A 26182-nucleotide genomic window follows, 5' to 3' on the forward strand; every position below is an offset into this window, starting at 1 on the left:
TCACTCCGCCTTGCTGCCGTTCGCGCCGGGTTTGCCCAGACCGAGCAGCTTGCCGGCGAGATAGACCAGGGCCGCTCCCGCCACGATGCCCACCAGCAAGCGGTCCGCCTTCAGCGGCAGCTGCCGGCGGGTCGACCGGGAGGGCAGGCCCGGCCGCATCATTCGCCGGCCTCCGCGCGGATCTCGGCCTCGGCGTCATGGAAGCGCTCCTTCAGCTCTTCCACGCCGCCCTGCAACAGGCTCCAGACCTTGACCGTGCCCTTGATCGCGTTGCGCTGGACGGTCTCGTTGGTGAGCAGATAAGCGGCCGCGGCACCGATCAGCAGGCCCTTGAGGAAGCGGTCGTTGAACATGGAGGCGCTTTGCTGCCGATAATAGGGCGCGTACATGGGATAGGCCATGTGCGGCTGAGTCATGGCCGGCTGGCCCATGCCGGCGCCCTGGCCTTGTCCGCCGGGCAGCGCGCCCGTGCCAGGTTGTACAAATTGCCGGGAAGCGTTCGTGTGATGATCCATTTGTCACTCCAGTCAGTAATCGATTCAAGTTTCGGGCGATTGGGATTCGGTGGCCGCTCTGGTCTTGCGCGGCTGGCGCCTGGCCGGCGTCTCATCGGTGTTCTTGGCTACCGGACGCCGGACCGCCGGCTTCGCCTCGCCGACCTCGGCCACCTTGTCCAGCGCGGCCATCTCGGCCGTCGCACCGGGCTTCCTGCCCTTGAATAGACTGGCCAGCAGCAGGACCACGGCCGCGCCGACGACAACGCCTCCTATGCCTTCCACGATGTTTTTCCTGACGCCGTGATGATGTTGGTGGCCCGGGCTAGTCATGGGCTTCCTCCTCGACCCAGCGGTTCATGCCGTACAACACGGCGGCCCCGACACCGAACATGAGGGACAGGCGCAGTACTCCCTCCTTGGCCACGGCGTTGGCCGCCGCCCCGGCGACAACGGTCGCCGCCGCGCTGGCGATGGCGGTACGGCCGGTGCGGCGCATGGCTTCGGCGAATTGGATCTCGTCGCGCTTCACGCGCAATGCGTTGTGCGCCGCGGCCGCCGACCCACCCACCACGGCACCGACCAGCGCCATGCTGACCAGGGACTCGCAGGCCAGCGCCTCGGTGGGGGGCGACGCCGGCAGGTAGGTGCCGGCGGCCACGTAAGAAACGGGATAGAGGTCACTCATCGCTCGTCTCCCGGGCGGCGCGGACCTTGTCCTTGGTCCGGCGGACACCGGTCTTAACCTTCTCGACGCCCTCCTCCACCGCATCGCGACCCTTGACCGCACCACGGAACAGGGCCTTCTGCACACTGTCGTTGGTCAGCAACAGGACCGCCGCCGCCCCCACCAGGGCACCCTTCCAGAAATCCTTGTCGTCCAGGTCCAGCATCCGGGTCAGGCTGGTCAGGCCGCTGCCGCCGTTGGCGATCTCATCCATGACCTGGCTCATGCCGGCGCCGTGGCCGTGCATCGCCCCCTCCCCCGGCATGGCCCCGGGGGGCGGATAGCCCATTCCCTGGGGCGGCACCGGGAAATAGCCGTAGCCCGGCCAGTAGGCCATGCCGGGCGGCAAGGGGGGGACCTGATGCATGCCCTGCCCGGCCGCGTCCGCCTGGCCACCCGAGTGCACGCCTTGGCGGCCAGCCTGGCCCTGACCCCCGTCCATGCCTTCCTGTCCCATTCCGGCACCGCCACCCTTGCCAGCCTGGCCTGTGTCGTGCCCGGACATGCCGTTACCTTGTTCGTTCATCGCTAAACTCCTTTTCTCGTTGCGTGTTGCCCAGCAGGTGGCCGTAGCGGGCCAGCCATCGATCCATCAATTCGCCGGCTGAGGCGGTGTCGCCGGACACCAGGGTCTCCCAGTCCCGTGGATCGATCTTTTCCGGGTCGTACCGGATCACAATCGATGCCACCGCTGCATTGAGGCGTACGTCCTGGATGCCCTCCAGGGCATCCAGCAGCCTCTGCAGGCTCGAACGGTCGACGCCGGCCGCCCGACCCCACAAGGCCGAACCGAAGCGCAGGCGAATACGGCCGGGGAGGTGATGGACGATGGTCAGATGGCGACGCAGTTCCGGCAGGGCCGACAGGTCCAGATCGGTCACGCCCGTCATGCCAGGCCAGCCAAGTAGCGGGACGCCGCCGACAAACAGGCGGACCCGACACGCCGGCCATGGCGGCGCCCACGGGGTGGGAGTGCAAGCAAAGTGGGATGAGACATCGAGCCATCCAGCGTAGTGGGTTGTATTACTGGCTGGCTCGCCTGACGGCTGGCTGGCTGATCGAAATAGCTATTCAGACCTGCGGGACTTCTTGCGCCTGCCGCCATCGTCAAACGGCAGCTCGGCATTAGCGCCAAAGAAATAATAACCATTCTCATTTCCATAAACAAGCCCCTGTCCGTATCCACTGGGGAACTGCTTACATGGGCGCCTCCCTAGTGGTCCTGGACACCTCCCGCCGGAGCAGCAATAGGCGCGCCGTTCAGTGGGCCGGCGTTTCCGCACGCTCCAATACTTCGACCAGGTCGCGAGCGTGCCGGCGCAAGTGGCCGTCCGCCTCGGGGTCGTTGGCGACCTTGTCGAACAACAAGATCGCCAGGCTGGCGGCACGCGGGCAGCCGGTCTCCATATGCCGGGCCAGGTGCGCCAAGGCGCCGGCGACGAGGCGTGCCGGCGGTTGCTCGTCGTTTGGGGATGGCGTCGCGTCGACCGGATCGACAAGGTTCATTTCCATGAGGTACTCCTGGTTGCTGGCGGCTTGGACACGGCGCATGCCGCGCAGCCGGTGGATGAGCAGTCGAATTCCGCGCACGTTCAGGCCGTGAGAATGAGTTTGTTGGCATTGGTGATGCGCAACTGGTACTCGCGCCCATCGTGCACGATGACCAATACCTTGGCGCCGGCGAACAATGCCTCGCTGCGATAGACCGGACAGGAGGGTTTGGACGGGATGCCGGTTTTTTTGGGATCGGACATGGCTCAGTTCGCCTGGATCTCGGTCCGGCCCTCGGCCAGCCGCGCCAGGGCGGCGGCAAAGCTGGCGACCCCGAACTCTTCACCAGCACACACGGCTTGCCGGCCTGCTTGCAGTGCTGCTTGAGCTGGTAATAGGCGAGATGGCCGACGCAGTCGGTCGGGCAGATCACCGCGTCGGAACTGGCCAACAGGGCGGGCAAGCGGGACAGGGCCTCCTCGCGGCCGCCGTCGTGGTGGATCAGGCGCACGCCCAGGCGTTCCGCCAGTTGCCGGTATTGCGGCAGCAACGTGGTACGGCCTCCGACGCACAACACGCAGCGGTCGCGCAGCCCGGTCGGGCAGGCCGCGCATTCGCCCGCACAGGCGGACGGCTGCGCCAGCCACAGGCGTTCCAGGGCATCCCGCTCGCGCGCCGCCAGGGCACCCTCCTCGGCCAGGCGCGTTACCTCGCCGGTCGCCTGGGCCAAGCGCCGGTCCAGTTCGGCGTTGCGGGCGGCGAGTCGAGCCACGTCGTCGGTCAACGCCAGCAGGCGACGCGCCATGCCGGTCATGGCGACGCCCGACTCCAGGGCATCCAGGCGGACACGCACGGCCGCGTCGACGCCATTGCGCCGGGCGGCCGAGGCGAGCTCGCCTTCCAGCTGGCGCAGGCGCGCGTCGCGCCGCGCCAACTCGCGGGCATGGCGGGTGTCGGCCTGGCCGGCCGCCTCGATCAGACGGATACGTTCGGCCTCCAGCCAGCCGAGGCGGCGCAGATCCGCGGCCTGGCCCGCGCCGATCTGGTGCGACAGCATGTGTACGTCGGCATAGACCGACTGGCGACTGGCGGCATCGCCCGCCTTGTGGGTCAGCGCGGCCCACATGGCACCCGCGATCTCGCCCCGTTCGCGGTGTTCACGCCACAGCGCCAGGAGCTGGTCCGTATCCTTGGCACCCTCGAAACGGCGTACCGCCGTTGCGTACTTGCGGTCCAGCCATCCGTGCATGGTTTCCGAGAGCGGATTTCGCGTACATGAGATCGACACCGCCTCGACATGCAAGCGGTAGGCATCGAAATTGCGCCCGGCGAAGCCGCCCTTGCGCGCCAGTTTGCCGATCTCGTCCAGGCTCAAGCAGGTGCCGACCACCGGACAGTGGTGTTTGTCCTCCAACTCCCACAGCTTGAGGCGAGATCGCCCCCGCCTGATCGTCTCGGTGACCGGGGGCGCCGTGTCGGGCGCACCGAACAGGTGCTGGATCGTGGCGCCGAGGCCGTGACGTTCACACATGGCCGGCCTTCCCGCCGCCAGCCCGCACAGGGCAGGCCGGCAACGCGCCGAAGGCCGGATCGATGTCGATAGCGTAACGCATGATGATTGCTCCTGATGGCCGCCGTCGGGCCAAGGTTCAGAAGGCCGCCTTGGCCCGCAGACCAAGTACGGTGACGTCGTCCAGACCACGGTCGCCGGCCGGGTTGGCGATGCGCTGGAAATCCGCCGTCAGCGCCAATTGTTCGTTGATCTGCCAGGCGTAATAGACCTCGAACGGCCGTTCGGCGCCGGACAGGCCGGACTCCGCGCTGCTTTCCAGCCAGCCGTAGGCCACTCCCAAACGGTCCGCGGCGCGGCCCCAAAGGGTGCCGCTCACCTGGACGCCGACGGTGACGGCGCGGTCAAACAACAGATTGCCTCGCGTGGAGTGGCCATAGCGGGCGAACACGGTGGCGTGCCCGCTGATCTGCTGGTCGGCCGACAGGCCCCAGCCACTGTGCCGTTCCGTCGTACCGGTGAAAGCGTCCTCGGCCTGGCCGTTGTTCCAGGCGTACAGGCGGTAAGTCCCTGGCAGACCGGCCAGGGGCCGACCAGCGTATTCCACCTGGCCGATGACGAACGGCTTGTGGAAGCTGTCGTGGTAATCGGCACCCCCGCCCGCCCCGAACACGGCGAGCGAAGCCGCAAGGTGTCGGCCGCCCTCGACCTCGCCGCCGTAGGCCAGGCGCAGGCCCGGACTGGCGCCATGTTCGCCGACCCCGATATCGCCGCCGGCGTCGAGCAGCGGGTTATGGATGAAGGCCAGGTTGAGGAACTGCTCCGACTCATCGTCGGCGACGTTGTTGGCGTCGAAGAACCCGAACGGGTCGATCTTGCCGAGGGTGAGTTCGACGCGGCCGGACTCGCCGCTGCCGGTACCGGTCGGCAGGTCGAGCTGATACCAGGCCTGCAGCAACACCGGTTGATTGAAGTTGAAGGCGGTCGCATTGGCCGTGGCGAAGGTGCCGACGTCTACGCCGTCGCCGTCGCCGGCACGCAGATGGGCGAACAACCGGCCCTCCGCGGTGCCCACGTTGCCGGCCGGCAGTTCCACCTCGAGGTCGGCGCGGCTGCTCAGCTGACTGGTGGCGCCGCTGCCGCCCCGGCTGTTCTGCGCCACCATGAGCAGCGACCCGCCGATGCTGGCGCCAGCCAGCGCCGCCACCGGTTCCGGCCGATCGCCCAGGACGGCCACCTTGCCTTCGATCGCCTCGACGCGATCCGCGAGCCTGGCGGCACGCCCGCTATGGTCTTGTTCAAGCGCGGCCTCGAGCTTCCGGTTGGCCGCCTCCAATTGGGCGACGCGATCGCTCAGCCGCTGCATCTCCCGCAGCACTTCTTCGTTGTCCTGCGCCTGGGCCGGCGCCGCAAACAGTCCGGCCAGGGCCAAGACCAGCGCTTTGCTCTTGTACATCCGCATTCCCTTCAGTAGCCAATAAGTGAATCTTTCCGGCTGGCTACTGGGGCATCGGCCCGTTGGCTTGCGTGTCTTTACTTGGTCAGGATGAGCTTGCCGCTGCGGGTCTGGCGCAGTTGGTAATGCTCGCCCCGGAACTCGATGATCAGGACCCGGCGCCCCTGGAACAGGGCTTCCGCCTGGATCACGCCGTCGTGCTGCAATGGCTCCGGCGGCACATCCGGCGTCGCGTCATGGGTCATCGTTTCCTTCGTCATGGGCCCATACTAAATGAGAATTATTATTCTTTGCAAGAGTAATGATAATAATTCTCGTTTGTTGTTTTCGATCCAAGGGCCACTTCCAAGCCGGGACCCGACAACTTGCCAGCCGCCCAGTGAACCGCGCCGTTTCCGGACACCACCACGCTCGGCCCGGCTGCCCTGGAACGCAGGCGGCCACCGGTCCTCGGCACCGGTCGGCTGGGCCTGTCGCGACCGGCATCTGCGCGACCGACTCCTGGCGGGTAGCCCTCCGGCACCCGGCGTCGCCACGCGGTCCGCCAGGGTTGACGGAACAATGGTCGGCGCATACAGTAGAACGATCGTTCTAATATTCGCGCCATGTCCGCCCCCATTCGCGATACGACCACGCAACTGGTCCTCGACGCCGCCCTCACGCTCTTCACGGAGAAGGGCTATTTCGCCACGTCGGTGCACGACATCAGTCGCCAAGCCGGCGTCAGCATCGGCTCGATCTACCATCACTTCGGCGACAAGGTCGGCATCGCCCGGGCACTGTACGTCCAGCTCGGCCGCCGCATGGAGGACGTGATCCTGGCGGTGATGCGGCGCCATGCGACGGCTCGGGAACGGGCGCGCGAGTTGATCGTGCGGTTGTTCGAGCTCACCGAGCGGGAACCGCGCGCCATGGCCTTCATGCTCTATGCCAGGCACCGCGAATTCCTACCCAACGAGCCCCCCGTGTGCTCGTCGCGCCCGTTCGTGCTCATGCGCGAGATCGTCCAGGACGGGATCGCCAACGGGGAAATCCGCGCGATGGACCTGAAGGTGGCCGCCACCTGCCTGTTCGGCGGCCCGATCCGCATGATCACCGCGCGCCTGGACGGGCTGCTCGATGGCCCGCTGGCCGGCTATCTGGATGAGGTCTGGACCTGCGCATGGCGCTCGGTGCAGGCCGGGTAATTTTTTTCCAACCACTAGAACGACCGTTCTACTCCCAAGGAGACTCTCTATGCCCCCGCTCCCCGAACAGCTCGCCGATTACTGTCCCGGCTGCGTCTACTACCCTCCCAACCTGCCGCGCCACGCCTATGCGGACTGCGATTGGACCATGCTGCAGGCGCTCAGCTGTGCGTTCGAGCATGTTCCCGGCGATCCGGACTGCCAGGCCACGCGCAAGACCAGCTGCAGTCTGCTCGACCTCGCCGCCATGCCCCTGGCCGCCGGGACAAGGAGCGCGAAATGAATTGGCTGCTCGCCCCCCTGCTCGCCCTCGGCCTGCTGTTTTCGCCCGCCATGGCAGCCGCAGAACCGTTCGACGATAGCGATGCGCTGCATGGTCTCAAGGAAGGCAAGGGCTTGTTTCTGATCGACTTCGCCGACCCGCGCAAGACCGCCTTCTATCTCGACATCATCAAGGGCACCTACCAGGGCATGCGGCGCCAGCGGGTGAAGCCGGACTTCGTGATCGTCTATATCGGACCAACGGTACGATTTCTCACCCGGCGCCCGGAAGCGGAACTGGAAATGGAACAGGGCGATACGCTCAAGGCGATCGCCGACAACGTCGAGGCGCTCAGGCAACTGGGGATCAGGCAGGAGATATGCTCGATCGCCACCCGGGTGTTCCACGTCGACAACGGGACCGTCCTACCCGGCCTCAAGCTGATCGGCGACGGCTTCATCTCGGTCATCGGCTACCAGAGCCAGGGCTACAAGCTCGTACCGCTTTATTGACGGGCGCCCTCCAGCGGCGGGCGGCGGCGCGACGGCAACGCGAAACGGCAGCCGGAACAGCGCGACCGCCCGGTGAGCGGATACAATTTATTTTTTTCGAATTCGACCCGCACCATGGCCCAGTACGTGATGTCCATGCTCCGCGTGAGCAAGATCGTTCCCCCGAAACGCCAGATCATCAAGGACATCTCGCTGTCCTTCTTCCCCGGCGCGAAGATCGGGCTGCTCGGCCTGAACGGCGCCGGCAAGTCCACCGTGTTGAAGATCATGGCCGGCGCGGACAAGGACTACGACGGCGAGGTCCAGTGGCTGTCCGGCATCTCCATTGGCTATCTGCCCCAGGAACCGGCCCTGGATCCGGACAAGACTGTGCGCGACGAGGTGGAGGCCGGCCTGGGCGAGGTGATGCAGGCCCAGCAGAAGTTGGAAGAGGTCTACGCCGCCTACGCCGAGCCGGATGCCGACTTCGACAAGCTGGCCGAGGAGCAGGCCCGTCTCGAAGCGATCATCGCCGCCTCAGGCAGCGACGCGGAACACCAGATGGAGATCGCCGCCGACGCCCTGCGCCTGCCGGCCTGGGACGCGGTGATCAGGAACCTGTCCGGCGGCGAGAAGCGCCGGGTCGCCCTGTGCAAGCTGTTGCTGCAGAAGCCCGACATGCTCCTGCTCGACGAGCCGACCAACCACCTCGACGCCGAGTCCGTGGACTGGCTGGAGCAGTTCCTGGTCCGCTTCCCGGGTACCGTGGTGGCGGTCACCCACGACCGCTATTTCCTGGACAACGCCGCCGAGTGGATCCTGGAACTGGACCGCGGCCAGGGCATCCCCTGGAAGGGTAACTACTCCTCCTGGCTGGAACAGAAGGAGGATCGCCTGGAGAAGGAATCGAAGCAGATCGACGCCCACATGAAGGCCATGAAGCAGGAACTGGAGTGGGTGCGCCAGAACCCGAAGGCGCGCCAAGCCAAATCCAAGGCCCGCCTGGCCCGCTTCGAGGAGATGAACAGCTTCGAATACCAGAAACGCAACGAGACCCAGGAAATCTTCATACCGCCGGGCGAGCGCCTGGGCGACAAAGTGATCGAGTTCGACGGCGTCTCCAAGTCGTTCGGCGACCGCCTCCTGATCGACGACCTGAGCTTCCAGATTCCGCCCGGCGCCATCGTCGGCATCATCGGCCCGAACGGCGCCGGCAAGTCGACCCTGTTCAAGATGATCCAGGGCAAGGAACAGCCGGACGCGGGCACCATCGCCATCGGCGAGACGGTGAAGATGTCCTCGGTCGACCAATCGCGCGAAGGTCTGGAGAACGACAAGAGCGTGTTCGATGCCGTCGCCCACGGTGCCGACATCCTCACCGTCGGCAAGTTCGAGATGCCCAGCCGGGCCTACCTGGGCCGCTTCAACTTCAAGGGCGCCGACCAGGGCAAGATCGTCGGCAACCTGTCCGGCGGCGAGCGCGGCCGCCTGCACCTGGCCAAGACCCTGATCCAGGGCGGCAACGTCCTGTTGCTCGACGAACCCTCCAACGACCTCGACGTCGAAACCCTGCGGGCGCTGGAAGATGCGTTGCTGGAATTCGCCGGCTGCGTCCTGGTGATCAGCCACGACCGCTGGTTCCTGGACCGCATCGCTACCCACATCCTGGCCTGCGAGGGGGATTCCCATTGGGAATTCTTCGCCGGCAACTACCAGGAATACGAGGCCGACAAGAAGCGCCGCCTGGGTGAGGAAGGTGCCAAACCGAAACGAATCCGCTACAAGCCGATCAGTCGCTGAAACGGCGCCGGCCCCTGTCGAAACCGACCCGAGGCCGGGTACAATGGCCGCCTGCATGCCGGGCCGGACGCCCGGCCCGGTTGGTATCGCCGAACAACAACAACCTTGCCGATACCGAGCACATCCGGCGCGCCGTAGCCGCCCGCGTGGCCCTGGCGTCGGTGTGCCCTCCTGTCACTACCCGGTTGCCCCGCGGCCCGATCGGCGCCTTGCCGCCGAGGTCCCCTGCGACCTTTGTATCGTTGAACCCACAACCTACCGTCAGCACGCCATGATTCGTTTCATCTTCTTATCGTTGCTCGCCATGCCGGTTTTCTCGGTCCCGGCCCAGGCGGGCGAATCCGAGGTGGTCGACGCCTGGTGCGACTACCTCGGCAACCGGCTGCGCAGCGTCTCCGCGGACGCCTGCCATGCCCAGAACTTCGTCGCCGCCGAGGTACGTACGCCGCAAGGGAATCCCCTGGTCACGCGTGACATCCCGGCGGCCGGGCAAGCGGGCACGGAGGCGAAGCGGATTCTCGTCATCGGCGGTATCCACGGCGACGAGTTGACCTCCATCTCGGTCGTGTTCCGCTGGCTCGACTGGCTCGGACAAGCCGACGCAGCTACCTATCAATGGCGGGTGATCCCGGTCGCCAACCCCGACGGCCTAATGGCCAAGCCGTCCACCCGGGTCAACGCCAACGGCGTCGATCTCAATCGCAACTTCCAGACTCCGGACTGGGACCGCGATGCGCAGGACTACTGGGTCAAGCGGACCCGGCGCGACCCGCGCCGCTACCCGGGCAAGAGCGCGGGTTCCGAGGCGGAGACACGCTGGCTGCAGGACCAGATCGCCGATTACCGGCCCGACCTGATCATCAGCGTACACGCCCCCTACAACCTGCTCGACTACGACGGCCCGGTACCCGAGCCGATGCGTTTCGGCCGCCTCTCGCTCAACCGCCTGGGCGTCTACCCGGGTTCCATGGGCAACTACGCCGGCGTCTTCAAGCAGATACCGGTCATCACCATCGAGCTGCCCAACGCCACCTCCATGCCCAGCCAACGCGACCAGCAGGCGATGTGGGAGGACATGCTCAAGTGGGTGCGCCACAACATCAAGGACCTCGCGGTCCCGGGGCCGACCGCAAAGCGCTGAGCGGCCCCGAGCGGCCGGCCGGTGCCTCAATCGAGTAGGTGCGAAGCCATGCCGTCGGCCAGCTTGGGCTCGAACCAGGTCGACTTGGGCGGCATGACCTGATTGGCATCGGCCACCGCCATCAAGTGTTCCATGTGAGTCGGATGCAGCGAGAAGGCAACCGCCATCTCGCCGGAGTCGACCCGCTTTTCCAACTCGGCCAGGCCCCGGATGCCGCCCACGAAATCGATGCGCTTGTCGCGGCGGGGATCGTCGATGCCCAGGATGGGCGAGATCAGGTGGTTCTGGAGCAGGCTGACGTCGAGGCGCGCGACGGGATCGGCCGGAACCAGGCTGGGATGGACGTGCAGTTTGCGCCAGCGGCCGTTCAGGTAGAGGCCGAATTCGCGCGGCTGGGCCGGGCTAACCGGGCCGTCGGCGGGCTCGATGGTGAAGCTCTCCGCCACGCGCTTGAGGAACTCGTCCTCGCTCAGGCCGTTCAGGTCCTTGATGACGCGGTTGTAGTCGAGGATCTTCATCTGGTGGTCGGGAAAGATCACGGCCAGGAAATAATTGTAGGACTCGTCCCCGGTATGGGCCGGGTTGGCGGCCTTGCGCGCCGCACACACCCGGCTCGCCGCCGCGGAACGGTGGTGGCCGTCGGCGATGTAGAGGGCCGGCATGGCGTCGAACAGCGCAGTCAGGCGCGCCACGCTGGCGGCCTCGGTGATCTGCCACAGGGTATGCCGCACGCCGGTCTCCGAGGTGGCGTCGGCATCGGCCGCGTTCTGGCTCGCGGCGGCCAGGATGGCGTCCACTTCCGGGGCGTGCGGATAGGCGAGCAGCACCGGACCGGTCTGGGCGTTCAGGGCCTCGACCTGGCGTACCCGGTCGTCTTCCTTGTCGGGGCGCGTGAATTCGTGCTTGCGGATGCGATTCGTATCGTAGTCGGCGACGCTGGCGGCGGCGACGATGCCGGTCTGGACGTGCTCGCCCATGATCAGCCGGTAGGCATAGTAGGCCGGCGCCGCGTCCTGCTTGAGGACGCCGGCATCGAGCATGCGGCGCAGGTTCTCGGCGGCCTTGGCATACACCTCCGGGGCATAGGGGTCGGTGCCGCGCGGCAGGTCGATTTCCGGCTTCGAGATGTGCAGGAAGGTCCACGGCCGGCCTTCCGCCAAGGCCCTCGCCTCCTCCGTGTTGAGCACGTCATAGGGCGGCGCGATCACTTCCTGGGCACGACCGGAGGCAGGGCGGAGAGCGGCGAACGGGCGGACGAGAGGCATCTGATGTTTCCTGCTGGTGACTGAATCCAGCCATTTTACTCGCCTTGCGCGACGCTCAGTTTTTCGGGACATAATCCGGCCATGCAAATCGATGCCGAACGCCGCAACCAGTTGGACTGGCTGATCCAGGTGGCCTACACCAGCTGGCGCATGTTCGTGAAGAACGAGCTACCCAACCATGCCGCCGCGACGGCCTTCTATTTCCTGCTCTCGACCGCGCCGCTGGTACTCCTGGTCACCTACGCCGCCCAGGCCCTGAGCCGGCTGGCCGAGACCTCCAACCTGGCGGCCATGCTCTTGGCCGCCTTCTACAGCCAGTTCCACCTCGACGAGCTGATGACCATGGGCTTCATCCCGAGCGGCGCCGGCGCCGCCGTCGGGGGCGCCAGCCTGGTCACCCTGGTGCTGTCCTCGCGTGGCATGGTCAATGCCGTCCAGTCGGCCTTCCGGGTCATCTTCCCGGACGACTCCAAGCGCAAGATGATCGTCTCCTGGTCCCTGCCGCTGATCATCATCCCCGCCGTCTTCCTGCTCGTCATCCTGGCCGTCCTGGCCCAGGGGGCGCTCAGCTTCCTGGCCGCCGGCGACCTGCTCGGCGCCGGCAGCGCACGGTTTCTGCAGATCACCAACACGCTGCTTGTCGTCGCGGCGGTCTGGGGCCTGATCTTCACCACCTATTGGCGCCTGCCGATGCAGCACCCCCGGGCCCGCCTGGCCATGGCGTTCGCCCTCTTTTCGGTCATCTCCCTGGCCATCTTCTCGTACGGCTTCAGCCTGTTCTTCTCGATCGAGAAATACCGCGCCGTCTACGGCGCCCTGGGCGGCGTGGTGTTCATCCTGATCGGGGCCTACTTCGCCTGCCTGACTTTCTATTTCTGGGCCCAGTGCCTGTATGCCATGACCAAGGTCGACGTCGCCGCCCTCGAGCGCCTGTTCCTGGGCGGAGCCGATCCGGCCGGCGGCAACCGCCTCGAGGGCTGGGTGTTCGGCCGCGCCAGCCGCCTGCTCGACAGCTACGGCCAGACCTTCGAACCCGGTGCCCACCTGATCGAGGAAGGCGATGCCAGCGACTGCGCCTACTACCTGTATTCCGGACGCGTCGGCCTGTACAAGCGGATCAACGACGAGGAACGCAAGCTGACCAGCCTCGACGCCGGCGAACTTTTCGGCGAAATGGCCTATCTATTGAAGGAAAAACGCACGGCCACGGTGCTCGCGGAGACGGAGGTCGTCGCGCTGGTCCTGCCCCCCGCCATGCTGGAGGAACTGATGCGCTATTCCGCGCCCTTGTCGCGCCGTGTCATCGGGGTCCTCTGCCAGCGCCTGCAACGCATGAACCAGCAAACCTGAACCGCGTTCGAGGACACGCAATATGAACCTGAAATCCGGCCTGCCCATTCTGCTCGCCGTCCTGATCGGCGTACCGGCCTGGGCCACCGACGGCATCATGCTCCGCGACGACACCCTGCGCGCCAGCGCCTCGGCGAGCGCGGCCAGCCTGGGCAAGGCGGCAAAGAACAGCAAGGTCGCCATCCTCGCCCGCCAGGGCGGCTGGACCCAGGTGCGGGCCGCTGCCAAGACCGGCTGGGTACGCCTGCTCTCGGTGCGCGCCGACGCGCCCGCGGCCAGCGCCAGCCTGGCCGACGTCGGCGCCCTGGCGCAGCGCCGGGACCCTAACAAGGTGGTGGCCACCGCCGGGCTGCGCGGCCTCAGCGAGGAGGAGCTGCGCAGTGCCCATTACGATGCCCAGGAGATGCAGCGCCTGGAAGGCCTCGCCGTGTCGGCCGACGCGGCCAGGAAGTTCGCCGCCGAAGGCAACCTGAGCCCCGTCAAGCTCGCCTACCTGCCGGCGGAAAAGAAGAAGACGAAGGCTAAGGAATCGAACAACGGACCTTGGGAGGGACTGGGATTTTGAAAAAGACCACGCTGGCCATGCTGCTGGCCCTGCTGTGCAGCGGCGCCCTGGCGGAGAGCCAGCCGGCGCAGACCGCCGAACGCCCGGCCGACCAGCTGCTGCGCGCCCTCCTGTCCGGCAAGATGTCGGTGGCCGAGGAACGCCGCGTCGGCGACAAGATCGCCGGCAATTTCCTGGGCGCCGTGAAGCTGGTCGCGGACCCGGCCCTGCAACGCTACGTCAACCTGGTCGGCGGCTGGGTCGCCCTGCAGAGCGATCGACCCGACCTGCCCTGGCGCTTCGGGGTGGTCGACAGCGAGGACATCAACGCCTTCTCCGCACCGGGCGGCTATGTCTTCGTCACCAAGGGACTGTACCGGCGCCTCGGCAACGAGGCCGAGCTGGCCGGCGTGCTCGGCCACGAGATCGGCCATGTCATCCGCAAGCACCAGCTCAAGGTCATGCAGAAGTCGCAATACATCTCCACGGTGGCGGTCTTCCTCGGCAAGCAGCTCAAGAACGAGGATCAGTTGATCCAGAACCTGGTCGGCAACGGCGCCGAGATCATGTCGCGCACCCTGGACAAGGACTCGGAATACGAAGCCGACCGGGTCGGCATGGTCCTGGCAGCGCGCGCCGGCTACGACGCCTATGCCCTGCCCAAGGTGCTCGAGGACATCGGCCACATTTCGGACAAGGACAGCCGCCTCGCCCTGCTCTACAAGACGCACCCGGCGCCGGCCGACCGCTTCGATCACCTGGCCCAGGCCGTGGGCGACCGCCTCGACAGCGTACCCGAGGGAAAAACCCTGGACCAGCGCTTCTACCGGCTGCCCTGAGCGGGGCCGAAAATCTTCCGCCGGCCCAGTTTACCTGCGCCCCCACGGCAAGCTAAACTGCCGGCTGTATCAAGCCGTTACTGGGGGAGTACGCGGCAATGTCCGTCAAGCATCCTATCGTTGCCGTGACCGGTTCGACCGGGGCCGGCCTGTCCTTCGTCCGCCATGCCTTCAAGGACATCTTCCGCCGCCTCGGCATCAAGCCGGCGCTGATCCATGGCGATTCGTTCCGGCGCTATACCGAGCGCCAGTTCCAGGCGCTGCTCCATGAGGCGCGGGAAAGTAGCCGCCACCTGTCCTGGTTCGGCCCGGAGTGCAACTACCTGGCCGAACTGGAGGCCTTGTTCCGCACCTACGGCACCACCGGCAACGGCATCAGCCGCGACTATGCCCACAACGATGACCATGCCGTCGAGTTAGGCGTGCCGGTCGGCGAATTCACCGCCTGGCACCCGCTCACCGAGGGCAGCGACATCCTGCTCTACGAAGGCCAGCACGGCGGCGTCAAGGCCGACACCTGGACCCGGCGCCGGGAAAGCTTCGACTTTCCGCCCGACATCGACCGGCGCAAGAACGCGGTCGGCATCGACGTCGCCAAGCACGTCGACCTGCTGATCGGCATCGTCCCGGCCATCAACCTGGAATGGATCCAGAAGATCCACCGCGACTGCGACAAGCACCGCTGCACGCCGGATGAAAGCGTCGAAACCATCCTGCGCCGCCTGGACGACTACATCCATTACATCGTGCCGCAGTTCGCCCTCACCGACATCAACATCCAGCGCATTCCGCTGGTCGACACCTCCAACCCGTTCGTCGCCCGCGACGTGCCGGCAGCCGACGAGTCGGCCCTGGTGATCCACTTCCGCGACCGCCAGCGGCACAACTTCCGCGACATCATGGACCGTATCCCCGGCGCCAGGATGACCCGGCCGTCCACCCTGCTGGTGCCGGGTGGCAAGCTGCGTCTGGCCCTGGCCGTGATCTGCGGACCGATCCTGGAGGAGATGATGGACAAGCGGGCCGCGGCCCTGGCGTCCTGACGCGTATCCGGCCCGGCTCCGGCCGGGCATCAATCCAGGTGACCGGGACGGCCCGACGGGAGACAATGACGGGCTGACCGCAATCGTTCCACGTCATGTCCGCTCTACCCTCCCTGCCGCCCGCCGGCCGGCGCCATACTTTTCCGAAACCGCCCGGCTCCGCCGACAGCCTGATCCTGGCCGGTCTGGCCGGCCAGGCGCGCCTGTGCATCCTGACCGAGACCGCATTCCAGGCCGCCCGCCTGGCCGAGGAGATCGCCTGGTTCGCGCCCGGCCTCAGCGTCAGCCTGTTCCCGGACTGGGAAACCCTGCCGTACGACCCTCTCTCGCCACACCCTGATCTGGTCTCCGAACGCCTGGCGGCCCTCTGGCTATCCAGCCAGGCGCGCACCCGGGTACTGGTCGCCCCGGCCGCGACCAGCCTGCAACGCCTGCCCCCGCCGGCTTTCCTGGCCGCCCATGCCTTCCTGTTCAAGCAGGGCGACAAGCTGGACATCGAGGCCTTCCGGAGCCGACTCAGCGACGCCGGCTACAGCCACGTCAGCCAGGTATTGAGCCCGGGCGAGTTCGCCGTGCGCGGTGGCCTCATCGACCTCTTCCCCATGGGCAGCGCGATGCCCTACCGCCTGGACCTGTTCGACGACGAGATCGAGTCGATCCGCAGCTTCGATCCGGACAGCCAGCGCACCCTGTACAAGGTCAACGACATCCGCCTGCTGCCGGCGCGCGAGTTCCCCCTCGACGAAGCCGGCATCACCCGCTTCCGGCAGAGTTTCCGCGACGCCTTCGAGGGCGACCCGAGCAAGAGCCAGCTCTACAAGGACGTCTCGCACAAGCTGGCGCCGGCCGGCATCGAGTATTACCTGCCGCTGTTCTTCGACGACACCGCGACCCTGTTCGACTATCTGCCCGGCGACACCGCCGTGGTGCTGCACGGGGACATCGAGGCCGCCGTGGCCGGCTTCTGGGCCGACACCCGCAACCGCCACCGCCTGCTCGCCGGCGACAAGGACCGGCCATTGCTGGCGCCGGAGGCCCTGTTCCTGCCGACCGACCAGTTCTTCGGTCGCCTGAAGGCCTACGCCAGGCTCGACCTGGCCGGCGCCGGCGATACCGGCTATGGCGCGCCGCCCGCCGTGGACACCGACCGCCGCGCCGAGCAGCCCTACGCCCGCCTGCAGGCGCACCTGGCGGCCAGCCCGGGCGCCACGTTGCTGGTGGCGGAAAGCCTGGGCCGGCGCGAGACGATCGCCAACGCGCTGGCCGAGCACGGCCTCAGGCCACAGCTCATGGAGGGTTGGCCGGACGCCCTGCCGGCCGGTGCCTTTGCCATGACCACGGGTCCGCTCGGGGCCGGCTTCGTCGACCACGAGCGCGGCGTCGGTGTCTTCACCGAGACCGAGTTGTACGCCCGCAGCCCGACCGCGCGCGCCGTGCGCGCCGGCAAGCCGTCCCAGGTCGAGGGCCTGCTGCGCGACCTCTCGGAGCTGAAGATCAACGACCCGGTCGTGCATGTCCAGCACGGCATCGGCCGCTACCTGGGCCTGACCGGCATGGACCTGGGCGAGGGCACGGAAGAGTTCCTGACCCTGGAGTTCGCCGGCGGCGACAAGCTGTACGTGCCGGTGGCCCACCTGCACCTGATCGCCCGCTACATGGGCGGCGACCCGGACACCGCCCCCTGCACAGGCTGGGCAGCGGCCAGTGGGAGAAGGCCAAGCGCCGGGCCATGGAGAAGGCCCGCGACACCGCGGCCGAACTGCTCAACCTGTACGCCCAGCGGGCCGCCCGCGAAGGCACCGCGTTCGCCGTCGACGGCCAGGGCCTGGACGCCTTCGCGGCCGGCTTCGAGTTCGACGAAACGCCCGACCAGCAGGCCGCGATCGATGCCGTGGTGGCCGACCTGCGCGCCGGCAAGCCCATGGACCGCCTGGTCTGCGGCGACGTCGGCTTCGGCAAGACCGAGGTCGCCCTGCGCGCCGCCTACGTGGCGGTGGCGGACGGCAAGCAGGTGGCGGTGCTCTGCCCCACCACCCTGCTGGCCGAGCAGCACATGGAGACCTTCGCCGACCGCTTCGCCGATCTGCCGGTGAAGATCGCCGAGCTGTCGCGTTTCCGTTCCGCCAAGGAGGTCGCCGCCGCCGTCGAGGGTCTGAAGGGCGGCAAGATCGACATCGTCATCGGCACCCACAAGCTGATCCAGCCGGACATCAAGTTCAGGAACCTGGGCCTGGTGATCATCGACGAGGAGCACCGCTTCGGCGTGCGCCAGAAGGAGCAGTTGAAGGCCCTGCGCGCCTCGGTGGACGTGCTCACCCTGACCGCGACGCCGATCCCGCGCACCCTGGCCATGTCCCTGGAGGGCATCCGTGACTTCTCGGTGATCGCCACCGCGCCGCAGAAGCGTCTGGCCATCAAGACCTTCGTGCAGCCGTGGTCGGAGGGGCTGATCCGGGAAGCCGCCCTGCGCGAGCTGAAGCGCGGCGGTCAGATCTACTTCCTGCACAACGAGGTGGAAACCATCCAGGCCATGGCCGAGAAGCTGGCCGAACTGCTGCCCGAGGCCCGCATCCAGGTCGCCCACGGCCAGATGCACGAGCGCGAACTGGAGCACGTCATGCGCGACTTCACCCACCAGCGCTTCAACCTGCTCCTGTGCACCACCATCATCGAGACCGGCATCAACGTGCCTTCGGCCAACACCATCATCATCAACCGTGCCGACAAGTTCGGCCTGGCCCAGCTGCACCAGCTGCGCGGCCGGGTCGGCCGCTCGCACCACCAGGCCTACGCCTACCTGCTGACGCCACCCGGCGAGCAGAAGATCACCGCCAACGCCGGCAAGCGCCTGGAGGCCATCCAGATGATGGAGGACCTCGGCTCGGGCTTCTACCTGGCCATGCACGACCTGGAGATCCGGGGTGCCGGCGAGGTACTGGGCGAATCGCAAAGCGGCGAGATGCAGGAAGTCGGCTTCAACCTGTTCAACGACATGCTGGCCGCCGCGGTAGGCTCGCTGAAGGACGGCCGCGAGCCGGACCTGGAGGCCCCACTGGCGGTCACCGCGGAGATCAACCTGCACGTCCCCGCCTTGCTGCCGGAGGACTATTGCGGCGACGTGCACGAGCGCCTGGTGCTCTACAAGCGCCTGGCCAATTGCGCCGACGCCGACGAACTCACCCGCCTGGAGGAGGAACTGATCGACCGTTTCGGCCTGCCTCCGGAACCGGCCCGTGCGCTCATCGAGGCCCACCGCCTGCGCCTGGCAACCGAGGCCCTGGGCATCATCAAGCTGGACGCCGCCGACAAGGCGGTCAGCATCCAGTTCAAGGCCAACCCGCCGATCGACCCGGCGCGCCTGATCTGGCTGATCCAGAACAAGCGCGAATACAGGCTGGCCGGCCAGGACCGCCTGCGCATCGAGCGGCCCTCGGACGGCCTGGAGGCGCGGCTGGCCCTGATACGGGCCAGCCTGGCCGAGATTACAGATAATCGAACAAGGACTGCTGGGAAGTCAGGCTGAAGGTGTTCTCGGCCGCCTGCAGGGTCACCTGGCGCTGCTGCAGCTCGACGATGGCAGCGGCGGAATCCAGTTCGGTGAGCTTGCTGAGGGCGTTCTGGTCGTTCTGCAACAGGCTGGTGGTGGATTCCTGCGTGCTGGTCAGCTCCACGTAACGACCTGACACGTCCGACTCGATCATGCGCAGGTTGCTCAGGGCGCTGCTGACCAGGTCGGTCGCACTGGTGAAATCGCTGGCGGTCGCCGTACCGTCGCGCAGCGCCGTGGCGATCTGGTCCAGGCTGCTCAGCAGGTCGTTCGTCGTGCCCGCCTGCATCACGGTGTCGAGCGTGTCGTTGGTCTGCAGATAGCGGCCCGCCTCGATCTCCGTCTTGCGCACGCCGGTGTCGCCGTAATAGGTCGTCGACTGCGGCGAGGCGGCGCCTTCGTAGACGGAGGCGTGCTCGTACGGCAGGGTGTCGGTCTGGAACCCCGAGAACAGGTAGTTGCCCGAGGAATCCTTGTAATTCGCCAGGCTCTTGATGTGCTGGTACAGGTTGCTCAGTTGCGCGGCAACCTGCTGGCGGGCCTCGGCATCCTCGGACCCGGTCGTGCTCATGACCAGGCTGCGCACGGACGAGAGGGCGTCGTCGAGTTCGTTCAGAACGGTCTGCTCCTCCTGGATGCCGATCTCGGCCTTGGTCTGGTTGGCTTGGTACTGGGTGCGCTGGGCGACCCGGTCGGCCAGGTACAGGGCGCGCGTGGCCTCGATCGGGGAATCCTTGGCGGCCAGGTACTTGGTTTCGGTCGCCACCTGCTGGCTCAGGCGGGCGATCTTGGCCTGCTGGTCGCGGATACCCGCCAGGGTGGCGCTGTAATAACTCAGGCTGCTGACTCGCATGGCTAGGCTCCTATTGCATTGCGCCCAGGACGGCATCGAATAGCGTCGAGGACACCTGGATGGCTTTGGCGGCGGCCTGGTAGGCCTGCTGGAGCTGGATCAGCTTGACCGCCTCCTCGTCCAGGTTCACCCCCGAGACCGATTGCAGGGAATCGTAGGACTGCTGGTACAGCGAGGTGAAGTTGCTCACGTTGGTATCGGCCGAATTGGCGTAGGTGGCATTGCGGCCGACCAGCGCCGTGTTGTACTCGGACAGCGTCGAACTGCCGATCACGGCCTCGTTCTGCAAGCCCGCCAGCAGCAGGGCGTTGCCGTTGTCGCCCGGCCCGGAATAGGCGCCGGAGTTGTCGATCGTGAAGGTATCGCCGTCGGCGATGCCGCCGCTGCCGTCGGTGATGGCCACGCTGATGCCGTCGAAGGTCATCGTCGCGCCGCTCGTGTAGGTGAAGGAGCCCACCACGTTGGCGCTGGCATCGGTGACCGTGACGGTGCCCGCGTTGTAGCTCAGCGTATAGGGGGCATCGGCCAGCGGCCGGGTGACCGTCTCGGACAGGGTCACGGCACCGATGCTGGCGTCGCCCGAGTTGCCGGCGTCGGCCGCCGCGCTCACCCCCTGGCTGGCCGCGGCCACCTGCGAGGCCTGCGAGATGACGACCGCCAGCGTGCCCGCGGGCGAGGTCGCCGAATAGCTGAAGAAGGCCGTCCCGGCGGCGCCGTTGAGGTCATAGCCGGCCTCGTGCTGGCTGTTGAAGGCGTCGGCCAGGCTCTGGGCGAGCTGGTCGAGGTCGGCGATCGACGGATTCAGCACCTCGTCCCGGAAGGCGAACAAGCCGCCCAGGCTGCCGGACGTGATGCTGCTCGGGTCGATGACCTCGGTCGCCGTACTGTTCGGGATCTCCATGGCCAGGATGGTCTGGGTCGGATCGGCGGAATCGCTGACCGCCACCACGTGGCGCACGGCGGTGCCGACCACCAGTGGCTGGCCGTTGCCGATCATGACCGCGACGGTGCCGTCGCTCTGCTGGATGGAACTGACGTTGACCAGTTTGCCGAGCTCGTTGACCAACTGGTCGCGCTGGTCGAGCAGGTCGTTGGGGGTCTGCCCGGAGCCCTGGGCGCGCGCGATTTCGGCGTTGAGGCTCTGGATCTGGTCGGCATAGCTGTTGATCTGGGTGGCGATGGTCGAGACCTCGCTGTTGATCTCGGTCTTGATCGACTGCAGGTTGTCCGCCAGCAGGTTGAAGCGGCTGGCCAGGCTGTTGGCCGTGGAGATCATCTGCTGGCGCGCCGTCAGCGAGGTCGGATCGTTGGCGACCTCGCTGACCGCGCTGAAGAAGGTCTGCAGGGGCGTGCTGAGCCCGGTGGAACTGCCGCCCAGCAGGGCGTCGACCTCGCTGGCATAGCTGGAGTAGGCCTCGGCCGCGCTCAGCTGGGTCTGGTAGTTCTGGGTCTGGCTGGTCAGGAACTGGTCGTAGATGCGCCGCACGGTATCGACCTGCACCCCGGTGCCCAGGTAGCCGCCGCCGGAATACTGCGGTGTCGAGGCGGACTGCACGACCTCCTGGCGGGTATAGCCCGCGGTGTTGGCGTTGGCGATGTTCTGCTGCACCGTGCGGATGCCCGCCATCGCGGCGTTCAGGCCGCTCAGGCTGATGTTCAGTAAACCCGTTCCCATGGTCCTTCCTTTCGGCTATCCCGGTTAACGACGCGCACCGGTCAAACTTGATTCAGCCAGGCGGTCACGCTCGTGATGGTCCGCTTGAGCTTGTCGGCGTAGGCCGGGTCGCTCGCGTAGCCACCCCCGGCCAGGCCGCTGACGAACGCCTCGGCATCCTCGCCGGCGGCGGCCGCATCGGCATAACGGTCCTGCAACAGACGGGCGTAGTCGGCGAAGCCTTCGCCATAGTCGGCGTAGGCCCGGAACCGCTGCGCCACCTTCATGGCCACGCCCTGGCGGTATTCGGTCGTCGTGGTCTGCGCGCTCGCGCCGCCCCAGCCGGTCGCCTTGATGCCGAACAGGTTGTGGCTGGCGGAACCGTCCTCGGCGACGATCTCGTGTTGGCCCCAGCCGGACTCCAGGGCGGCGTGGGCAATGATGAAACGCGCCGGCACCCCGGTCGCGGCCTCGGCCTGGCGGGCGTAGGGCAGCATGCCGTTGATGAAGTTGCCCTTGCGGTCGTTCGAGACCGGCCCGGGCCGCGCGGCACCCGGCTTCTCCAGGGGCACGGGCTGGAGCGGCTTCTCGAGCGGAATCGGCGCGCTCGGGCGCAGCAACGGCACCGCCGCGGTCTCGCCGCCGCCCTCCTCCGGCTCCTCGGCCAGCTGTTCCGCGATCTTCTTCGCCTTGGCCTCGACGTCGAGCCGGCGCACGATGGCATCGGCCAGGCCGAGGCTGCCGGTATTCACCATCTTCTGCGCCCATTGCTGGTCCAGCAGCTCCTGGTACAGCTTCAGGCTGGTGCTGTCGCCGAACGGATCGCCCTCGCTGGTCAGCTTGGTCTCGCGCATGGTCTTCAGCATGATCTGCACGAACATGGCCTCGAACTGCTTGGCCGCCGCCCGGATCGCCTCGGGATCGCCGGAGGCGGCACCGAAGCGGAGCGCCTGGGCGCCCTGGACGTCGACCGACAGGCGGTCTGCCAGGTTGGCGGCCGCCAGCATCAGATGACCTCCAGTTCGGCCTTCAGGGCGCCCGACGCCTTCATCGCCTGCAGGATGGCGAGCAGGTCCTGGGGTGTCGCGCCGACCGCGTTCAAGGCCTTGACCACGTCGCCCAGCGTCGCCGCGGCCGGCATGACGATCAACTCACCCTTGTCGCTCTTGACCTGCACGTCGGCGCTCTGGGTGACCACGGTCTGGCCGCCGGAGAGCGGATTGGGCTGGCTGACCTGGGATTCCCCTGTGATGGTGACCGACAGGTTGCCGTGCGCGATGGCGCACTTGTCCAGGGTCACCAGCTGGTTCATGACGATGGAGCCGGTGCGCGCGTTCAGGATCACCTTGGGTGTCGGCTGGCCCGGATTCAGGTTGACGTTCTCCAACTGGGCCAGGAAGGCGATGCGCTGGCCCGGGTCATGCGGCGCCTTGACCTGGATCAGGCGGCCGTCCAGGGGCAACGCGGTGCCGCGTCCGAAGGCGCGGTCGATCGCCTCGGTCGCGCGGCTGGCCGTGGTGAAATCGGATTCCTTGAGTTCCAGCTGGACGAAGTCGCCCTGGGCCAGGTTGCTGGCGACCGCCCGTTCGACGGTGGCCCCGGCCGGGATACGGCCGGCGGACAGGTGGTTGACCACCTGGCTGGAACCGCCCGCGGCGGCGCCGGCGCCGCCCACCAGGACGTTGCCCTGGGCGACCGCATAGACCTGGCCGTCGGCGCCCTTGAGGGTCGACATGAGCAGGGTGCCACCACGCAGGCTCTTGGCGTTGTCGAGCGCCGAGACGGTGACGTCGATGGTCTGGCCCGGCTTGGCGAAGGCCGGCAGGCTGGCGGTAAGCATGACCGCGGAGACGTTTTTCAACGAGATGGTGTCGGTGCTGGGCAGGTTGACGCCCATCTGGTTGAGCATGGAGATCAGGCTCTGCTGGGCGAACTTGCTGGTCGCGCCGGTGCCGTCCAGGCCGACCACCAGGCCGTAGCCGACCAGTTGGTTGTCGCGCACGCCGGCGATGTTGGCGATGTCCTTGATGCGGTCGGCCCGGGCCGCGACCGGCGCCAGGCCGATCAGGCAAGCCATCAGGAGGCAGGCGACGAGGGACGGGGAACGGGGCCGGGATGTCATCGCACCCTCCTCAATAGGGCAGCACGGTCAGGAAGAACCGGGCCAGCATGCTGGTGAGCTGGGCCGGGTCGATGGACTGCGAATTCTTGGACTCGATCTTGGCGTCGGCGACCTGGGTCGAGTTCACGGTACCCTCGCGCGTGATGTCGCGCGGGTTCACCACGCCGGCCAGACGGATGTACTCGGTATCGTTGTTGACGGCGACCTGCTTCTCGCCGGAAACGACCAAGTTGCCGTTGGGCAGGACCTCGATCACGGTCACCGTGATCGAGCCGGTGACGCTGTTGTTGTTCGTCTCGTCGTCCTTGTAATGCTGGTTCAAGCTGGAATCCGGGCTCCAGGTGGTGGCACCCACGGGCAGCTTGGCGCCCAGCACGCGCGGCGTCGGTACGCTGATGTCGGCGGTCGCGCTACGGTCTTCCTTGGTCTCGGACTTGCGCTTGACCTCGGTCTTCTCGACCAGCTTCACGGTCACGGTGTCGCCGACGTTGCGGGCGCGCCGGTCCTCGAACAGGGCCAGGCCCCGGTTGGCCTGGAAGATCGCGCCGTTGCTCGGCGGGACCTGGGCCGGCATGGGCGGGCGCGCCGACAGCGGCTGCTGGATGGCGGTCGAGGGGGCTGTCGAGCATCCCGCCAGCAGGGCCGGGACGAGGAGGAGCCGGAGCAGCGATTTGGACATGGCGGACAATCCAATACGTATCGACCAGCAATAGGCAAGCCGCGTGCCAATCCACAAGCCATTAAAAAACAGTGGGTTGCAAACCTCCGCCCGGCCAGCTCCGGACGGCGCGGCAATTCTTGCCGGGGCCACCGGCAAGCCCTTACCGCGGCTCAGATCTGGGTCAGGCGCTGAAGCATCTGGTCGGACGTGGTGATGGCGCGCGAATTCAGCTCGTAGGCCCGTTGCGCCACGATCATGTTGATCAGTTCTTCCGCCACGTTGACGTTGGAGGACTCGACGAAGCTCTGGTTGAGCACGCCGACGCCGTTGTCGCCGGGGTTGTTGAGCTGCGGGGTGCCGGACGAGGCCGTCTCGACGTAGAGATTTTCGCCCTGGCTCTGCAACCCGGTCGGGTTGATGAAGGTGGCCAGCTGAAGCTGGCCGAGCACGGTCGGGGTGGTGTTGTTGGCCTGGGTGATCGACACGGTGCCGTCGCGGGCGATGGCGACCGCCAGGGTGTCGGATGGAATGACCATGTTCGGGATCACCTGATAGCCGCTCGCGGTCACCAGGTTGCCGTTGCTGTCGACCTGGAAGGAGCCGTCGCGGGTATAGGCGGTGGTGCCGTCCGGCATCAGGATCTGGAAGAAGCCGCGCCCGTTGATCGCCACATCGAGCGAATTCCCGGTTTCCTGCAGGGTACCCTGGGTATGGATGCGCTCGGTGGCCACGGTGCGCGCACCGACGCCGAGCTGGAAGCCGCTCGGCAACTGGGTCTGCTGTGAGGATTGGGCGCCCGCCTGGCGGATGTTCTGGTAGAGCAGGTCCTCGAACACGGCGCGGGTCTTCTTGTAGCCGGTGGTGCTGACGTTGGCCAGGTTGTTCGAGATGACGTCCAACTGGGTCTGCTGGACGTCGAGGCCGGTGCGGGCAATGTACAGGGAGCGCAGCATGGCGTGTTTCCTCTAGTCTACTTGGCCAGGACCTTGTCGCCGGCCTTGTGGTTGTCCTCGGCGGTGCGCAGCACGCGCATCTGGGTCTCGAACTGGCGCGCCAGGCTGATCATGTTCACCAGGGCCTCGGCGGGATTGACGTTGCTGCCTTCCAGCGTGCCGACGGCGAGCCGGATGTTGGCGTCGGCCTGGGCCGGCTGGCCGCTCTTGAGGCGGAACAGGCCATCCTCGCCGCGCGTCAGATCCTGCTCGGAGGGATCGACCAGCTTGATGCGGCCGGCGATCTCCACCGAGTTGCGGGCGCGCCCGGTCGGCACCGTGGACACGGTACCGTCGGAGGCGATCAGGATTTCCTGGTCGGGCGCCACGGCGATCGGCCCGCCGTCGCCCATCACGTTCATGCCGGTCCCGGTCTGCAGGATGCCGTTGATCGAGGTCTGCAGGTCGCCCATCCGGGTGTAGGCCTCCTGGCCGCCGGCGTCCTGCACGGCGATCCAGCCGCTGCCGCGCACCGCGACGTCGAGGGCCCGGCCGGTGTGCTGCAAGGCGCCCGGCGTGAAATCGGTCGCCGGGGTCGTCTCCAACACGAAGGCGCGCGTGCGGGCACCGTCGCCGACCACCGGCAAGGCGCGGAAGACGTTGAGCTCGGCCTTGAAGCCGGTGGTCGCGATGTTGGCCAGGTTGTGGCTGACGGCGGCCTGCTGGCGGGTGATCTCCCGCGCCCCGGTCATGGCGACGTAAACGACCCGGTCCATCAGGCCCCCTCAGAACGATTCGGCGCGGCCATCGACT

28 protein-coding genes and 2 pseudogenes are annotated in these 26182 nt (G+C 67.0%); 11 read left to right on the forward strand and 19 right to left on the reverse strand.

The window, feature by feature from the left end; all coding sequences use genetic code 11:
• The 5 genes from EZJ19_RS15835 to EZJ19_RS06690 all read right to left on the reverse strand — a co-directional run bounded on the left by EZJ19_RS15835 (position 1) and on the right by EZJ19_RS06690 (position 1588).
• Positions 1 to 162, reverse strand: a complete 162-nt coding sequence (locus EZJ19_RS15835) for a hypothetical protein (protein WP_165873496.1) — start codon at positions 160 to 162, stop codon at positions 1 to 3.
• Complete coding sequence (locus EZJ19_RS06675; protein WP_206199350.1) at positions 159 to 416, reverse strand: YtxH domain-containing protein; 258 nt, start codon at positions 414 to 416, stop codon at positions 159 to 161. The genes EZJ19_RS15835 and EZJ19_RS06675 overlap by 4 nt, the downstream gene beginning before the upstream one ends.
• A 123-nt stretch (positions 417 to 539) precedes the next feature.
• On the reverse strand, positions 540 to 779 hold the full coding sequence (locus tag EZJ19_RS16040; protein WP_206199351.1) for a hypothetical protein: 240 nt from the start codon (positions 777 to 779) through the stop codon (positions 540 to 542).
• A gap of 40 nt (positions 780 to 819) precedes the next feature.
• Positions 820 to 1182, reverse strand: a complete 363-nt coding sequence (locus EZJ19_RS06685) for a magnetosome protein MamC family protein (protein ID WP_131445876.1) — start codon at positions 1180 to 1182, stop codon at positions 820 to 822.
• Positions 1175 to 1588 (reverse strand): YtxH domain-containing protein, encoded by a 414-nt coding sequence (locus tag EZJ19_RS06690; protein WP_131445879.1) that lies wholly within the window; start codon positions 1586 to 1588, stop codon positions 1175 to 1177. Before EZJ19_RS06690 ends, EZJ19_RS06685 begins: the two co-directional genes overlap by 8 nt.
• Between EZJ19_RS06690 and EZJ19_RS15840 the strand changes: the two genes are divergently transcribed.
• On the forward strand, positions 1583 to 1753 hold the full coding sequence (locus EZJ19_RS15840) for a hypothetical protein (protein WP_165873497.1): 171 nt from the start codon (positions 1583 to 1585) through the stop codon (positions 1751 to 1753). The two genes, EZJ19_RS06690 and EZJ19_RS15840, sit on opposite strands and share 6 nt — an antisense overlap.
• Here EZJ19_RS15840 and EZJ19_RS06695 read toward each other — a convergent pair.
• From EZJ19_RS06695 to hemP (EZJ19_RS06720), 6 genes and pseudogenes are all read right to left on the reverse strand, one after another.
• Positions 1731 to 2102: an HMA2 domain-containing protein gene (locus tag EZJ19_RS06695; protein WP_131445882.1), complete on the reverse strand. Its 372-nt coding sequence runs from the start codon at positions 2100 to 2102 to the stop codon at positions 1731 to 1733. The two genes, EZJ19_RS15840 and EZJ19_RS06695, sit on opposite strands and share 23 nt — an antisense overlap.
• A 379-nt stretch (positions 2103 to 2481) precedes the next feature.
• Positions 2482 to 2733 (reverse strand): hypothetical protein, encoded by a 252-nt coding sequence (locus EZJ19_RS06700; protein ID WP_131445885.1) that lies wholly within the window; start codon positions 2731 to 2733, stop codon positions 2482 to 2484.
• Positions 2734 to 2813: 80 nt separating this feature from the next.
• A complete protein-coding gene (hemP, locus tag EZJ19_RS06705; RefSeq protein ID WP_131445888.1) occupies positions 2814 to 2975 on the reverse strand; it encodes a hemin uptake protein HemP in 162 nt (53 codons plus the stop codon).
• 116 nt (positions 2976 to 3091) lie between these two features.
• Positions 3092 to 4243, reverse strand: a pseudogene (locus EZJ19_RS16785) (DUF2325 domain-containing protein); the annotation flags it as partial.
• A gap of 118 nt (positions 4244 to 4361) precedes the next feature.
• The gene (locus EZJ19_RS06715; protein WP_165873498.1) at positions 4362 to 5678 is read right to left on the reverse strand and encodes a carbohydrate porin; all 1317 of its coding nucleotides are present in this window, start codon (positions 5676 to 5678) and stop codon (positions 4362 to 4364) included.
• Between the two features lie 77 nt (positions 5679 to 5755).
• Complete coding sequence (gene hemP, locus EZJ19_RS06720; RefSeq protein WP_240754686.1) at positions 5756 to 5938, reverse strand: hemin uptake protein HemP; 183 nt, start codon at positions 5936 to 5938, stop codon at positions 5756 to 5758.
• Between the two features lie 345 nt (positions 5939 to 6283).
• Between hemP (EZJ19_RS06720) and EZJ19_RS06725 the strand changes: the two genes are divergently transcribed.
• The 5 genes from EZJ19_RS06725 (at position 6284) to EZJ19_RS06745 (ending at position 10559) form a co-directional block, all read left to right on the forward strand.
• Entirely contained in the window at positions 6284 to 6865 is a 582-nt protein-coding gene (locus tag EZJ19_RS06725) for a TetR/AcrR family transcriptional regulator (protein ID WP_131445893.1), read from the forward strand.
• A gap of 49 nt (positions 6866 to 6914) precedes the next feature.
• Positions 6915 to 7148 (forward strand): hypothetical protein, encoded by a 234-nt coding sequence (locus EZJ19_RS06730; RefSeq protein ID WP_131445896.1) that lies wholly within the window; start codon positions 6915 to 6917, stop codon positions 7146 to 7148.
• Positions 7145 to 7639, forward strand: coding sequence for a DsrE family protein (locus EZJ19_RS06735; protein ID WP_131445898.1), 495 nt, complete (start codon positions 7145 to 7147; stop codon positions 7637 to 7639). The genes EZJ19_RS06730 and EZJ19_RS06735 overlap by 4 nt, the downstream gene beginning before the upstream one ends.
• A 114-nt stretch (positions 7640 to 7753) precedes the next feature.
• Entirely contained in the window at positions 7754 to 9418 is a 1665-nt protein-coding gene (ettA, locus tag EZJ19_RS06740; protein WP_131445901.1) for an energy-dependent translational throttle protein EttA, read from the forward strand.
• A 304-nt stretch (positions 9419 to 9722) separates the two neighbouring features.
• The gene (locus EZJ19_RS06745; protein ID WP_165873499.1) at positions 9723 to 10559 is read left to right on the forward strand and encodes a M14 family zinc carboxypeptidase; all 837 of its coding nucleotides are present in this window, start codon (positions 9723 to 9725) and stop codon (positions 10557 to 10559) included.
• A 26-nt stretch (positions 10560 to 10585) separates the two neighbouring features.
• Here EZJ19_RS06745 and EZJ19_RS06750 read toward each other — a convergent pair whose 3' ends face one another.
• Positions 10586 to 11824: a DUF1015 domain-containing protein gene (locus EZJ19_RS06750; protein WP_131445907.1), complete on the reverse strand. Its 1239-nt coding sequence runs from the start codon at positions 11822 to 11824 to the stop codon at positions 10586 to 10588.
• An 81-nt stretch (positions 11825 to 11905) separates the two neighbouring features.
• On the opposite strand from EZJ19_RS06750, the gene EZJ19_RS06755 reads away from it, so the two are divergent.
• The 5 genes and pseudogenes from EZJ19_RS06755 to mfd all read left to right on the forward strand — a co-directional run bounded on the left by EZJ19_RS06755 (position 11906) and on the right by mfd (position 19123).
• On the forward strand, positions 11906 to 13174 hold the full coding sequence (locus EZJ19_RS06755; protein WP_131445909.1) for a YhjD/YihY/BrkB family envelope integrity protein: 1269 nt from the start codon (positions 11906 to 11908) through the stop codon (positions 13172 to 13174).
• Between the two features lie 22 nt (positions 13175 to 13196).
• On the forward strand, positions 13197 to 13739 hold the full coding sequence (locus EZJ19_RS06760; protein ID WP_131445912.1) for an SH3 domain-containing protein: 543 nt from the start codon (positions 13197 to 13199) through the stop codon (positions 13737 to 13739).
• Positions 13736 to 14557 carry a M48 family metalloprotease gene (locus EZJ19_RS06765; protein WP_240754687.1) on the forward strand — a complete coding sequence of 274 codons (822 nt, stop codon included), beginning with the start codon at positions 13736 to 13738 and terminating at the stop codon, positions 14555 to 14557. The genes EZJ19_RS06760 and EZJ19_RS06765 overlap by 4 nt, the downstream gene beginning before the upstream one ends.
• A 98-nt stretch (positions 14558 to 14655) precedes the next feature.
• Positions 14656 to 15600: a phosphoribulokinase gene (locus EZJ19_RS06770; protein WP_131445914.1), complete on the forward strand. Its 945-nt coding sequence runs from the start codon at positions 14656 to 14658 to the stop codon at positions 15598 to 15600.
• Between the two features lie 95 nt (positions 15601 to 15695).
• A pseudogene (gene mfd, locus EZJ19_RS06775) lies at positions 15696 to 19123 on the forward strand (transcription-repair coupling factor).
• On the opposite strand, the gene EZJ19_RS06780 reads toward mfd, so the two are convergent.
• The 7 genes from EZJ19_RS06780 to flgF form a co-directional block, all read right to left on the reverse strand.
• A complete protein-coding gene (locus tag EZJ19_RS06780; protein WP_165873500.1) occupies positions 19083 to 20000 on the reverse strand; it encodes a flagellin N-terminal helical domain-containing protein in 918 nt (305 codons plus the stop codon). The pseudogene mfd and the gene EZJ19_RS06780 sit on opposite strands and share 41 nt — an antisense overlap.
• A 10-nt stretch (positions 20001 to 20010) precedes the next feature.
• Positions 20011 to 21675, reverse strand: a complete 1665-nt coding sequence (flgK, locus tag EZJ19_RS06785; protein ID WP_131445918.1) for a flagellar hook-associated protein FlgK — start codon at positions 21673 to 21675, stop codon at positions 20011 to 20013.
• A gap of 41 nt (positions 21676 to 21716) precedes the next feature.
• Positions 21717 to 22661, reverse strand: coding sequence for a flagellar assembly peptidoglycan hydrolase FlgJ (gene flgJ, locus EZJ19_RS06790; RefSeq protein ID WP_131445921.1), 945 nt, complete (start codon positions 22659 to 22661; stop codon positions 21717 to 21719).
• Complete coding sequence (locus tag EZJ19_RS06795) at positions 22661 to 23776, reverse strand: flagellar basal body P-ring protein FlgI (RefSeq protein ID WP_131445924.1); 1116 nt, start codon at positions 23774 to 23776, stop codon at positions 22661 to 22663. The genes flgJ and EZJ19_RS06795 overlap by 1 nt, the downstream gene beginning before the upstream one ends.
• 10 nt (positions 23777 to 23786) lie before the next feature.
• Complete coding sequence (locus EZJ19_RS06800; RefSeq protein ID WP_131445927.1) at positions 23787 to 24455, reverse strand: flagellar basal body L-ring protein FlgH; 669 nt, start codon at positions 24453 to 24455, stop codon at positions 23787 to 23789.
• Between the two features lie 152 nt (positions 24456 to 24607).
• A complete protein-coding gene (flgG, locus tag EZJ19_RS06805) occupies positions 24608 to 25390 on the reverse strand; it encodes a flagellar basal-body rod protein FlgG (protein ID WP_131445930.1) in 783 nt (260 codons plus the stop codon).
• Between the two features lie 17 nt (positions 25391 to 25407).
• Positions 25408 to 26145: a flagellar basal-body rod protein FlgF gene (flgF, locus tag EZJ19_RS06810; protein ID WP_131445933.1), complete on the reverse strand. Its 738-nt coding sequence runs from the start codon at positions 26143 to 26145 to the stop codon at positions 25408 to 25410.
• Positions 26146 to 26182 lie beyond the last annotated feature (37 nt).

The sequence above is a fragment of the Parasulfuritortus cantonensis genome, from assembly GCF_004337445.1.
Lineage (GTDB): Bacteria > Pseudomonadota > Gammaproteobacteria > Burkholderiales > Thiobacillaceae > Parasulfuritortus > Parasulfuritortus cantonensis.

Excerpts from the sequence above, each read along its gene's own strand:
- EZJ19_RS06780 (WP_165873500.1), bottom strand. The coding sequence starts at position 20,000 with ATGCGAGTCAGCAGCCTGAGTTATTACAGCGCCACCCTGGCGGGTATC.
- flgF (WP_131445933.1), bottom strand. The coding sequence starts at position 26,145 with ATGGACCGGGTCGTTTACGTCGCCATGACCGGGGCGCGGGAGATCACC.
- EZJ19_RS06715 (WP_165873498.1), bottom strand. The coding sequence starts at position 5,678 with ATGTACAAGAGCAAAGCGCTGGTCTTGGCCCTGGCCGGACTGTTTGCG.
- EZJ19_RS06760 (WP_131445912.1), top strand. The coding sequence starts at position 13,197 with ATGAACCTGAAATCCGGCCTGCCCATTCTGCTCGCCGTCCTGATCGGC.
- flgG (WP_131445930.1), bottom strand. The coding sequence starts at position 25,390 with ATGCTGCGCTCCCTGTACATTGCCCGCACCGGCCTCGACGTCCAGCAG.
- EZJ19_RS15835 (WP_165873496.1), bottom strand. The coding sequence starts at position 162 with ATGATGCGGCCGGGCCTGCCCTCCCGGTCGACCCGCCGGCAGCTGCCG.
- flgK (WP_131445918.1), bottom strand. The coding sequence starts at position 21,675 with ATGGGAACGGGTTTACTGAACATCAGCCTGAGCGGCCTGAACGCCGCG.
- ettA (WP_131445901.1), top strand. The coding sequence starts at position 7,754 with ATGGCCCAGTACGTGATGTCCATGCTCCGCGTGAGCAAGATCGTTCCC.
- EZJ19_RS06795 (WP_131445924.1), bottom strand. The coding sequence starts at position 23,776 with ATGACATCCCGGCCCCGTTCCCCGTCCCTCGTCGCCTGCCTCCTGATG.
- EZJ19_RS06690 (WP_131445879.1), bottom strand. The coding sequence starts at position 1,588 with ATGCATCAGGTCCCCCCCTTGCCGCCCGGCATGGCCTACTGGCCGGGC.
- EZJ19_RS06725 (WP_131445893.1), top strand. The coding sequence starts at position 6,284 with ATGTCCGCCCCCATTCGCGATACGACCACGCAACTGGTCCTCGACGCC.
- EZJ19_RS06800 (WP_131445927.1), bottom strand. The coding sequence starts at position 24,455 with ATGTCCAAATCGCTGCTCCGGCTCCTCCTCGTCCCGGCCCTGCTGGCG.
- flgJ (WP_131445921.1), bottom strand. The coding sequence starts at position 22,661 with ATGCTGGCGGCCGCCAACCTGGCAGACCGCCTGTCGGTCGACGTCCAG.
- EZJ19_RS06700 (WP_131445885.1), bottom strand. The coding sequence starts at position 2,733 with ATGGAAATGAACCTTGTCGATCCGGTCGACGCGACGCCATCCCCAAAC.
- EZJ19_RS06735 (WP_131445898.1), top strand. The coding sequence starts at position 7,145 with ATGAATTGGCTGCTCGCCCCCCTGCTCGCCCTCGGCCTGCTGTTTTCG.
- hemP (WP_131445888.1), bottom strand. The coding sequence starts at position 2,975 with ATGTCCGATCCCAAAAAAACCGGCATCCCGTCCAAACCCTCCTGTCCG.
- EZJ19_RS15840 (WP_165873497.1), top strand. The coding sequence starts at position 1,583 with ATGCATGCCCTGCCCGGCCGCGTCCGCCTGGCCACCCGAGTGCACGCC.
- EZJ19_RS06770 (WP_131445914.1), top strand. The coding sequence starts at position 14,656 with ATGTCCGTCAAGCATCCTATCGTTGCCGTGACCGGTTCGACCGGGGCC.
- hemP (WP_240754686.1), bottom strand. The coding sequence starts at position 5,938 with ATGACGAAGGAAACGATGACCCATGACGCGACGCCGGATGTGCCGCCG.
- EZJ19_RS06675 (WP_206199350.1), bottom strand. The coding sequence starts at position 416 with ATGACTCAGCCGCACATGGCCTATCCCATGTACGCGCCCTATTATCGG.
- EZJ19_RS06750 (WP_131445907.1), bottom strand. The coding sequence starts at position 11,824 with ATGCCTCTCGTCCGCCCGTTCGCCGCTCTCCGCCCTGCCTCCGGTCGT.
- EZJ19_RS06685 (WP_131445876.1), bottom strand. The coding sequence starts at position 1,182 with ATGAGTGACCTCTATCCCGTTTCTTACGTGGCCGCCGGCACCTACCTG.
- EZJ19_RS06745 (WP_165873499.1), top strand. The coding sequence starts at position 9,723 with ATGCCGGTTTTCTCGGTCCCGGCCCAGGCGGGCGAATCCGAGGTGGTC.
- EZJ19_RS06730 (WP_131445896.1), top strand. The coding sequence starts at position 6,915 with ATGCCCCCGCTCCCCGAACAGCTCGCCGATTACTGTCCCGGCTGCGTC.
- EZJ19_RS06755 (WP_131445909.1), top strand. The coding sequence starts at position 11,906 with ATGCAAATCGATGCCGAACGCCGCAACCAGTTGGACTGGCTGATCCAG.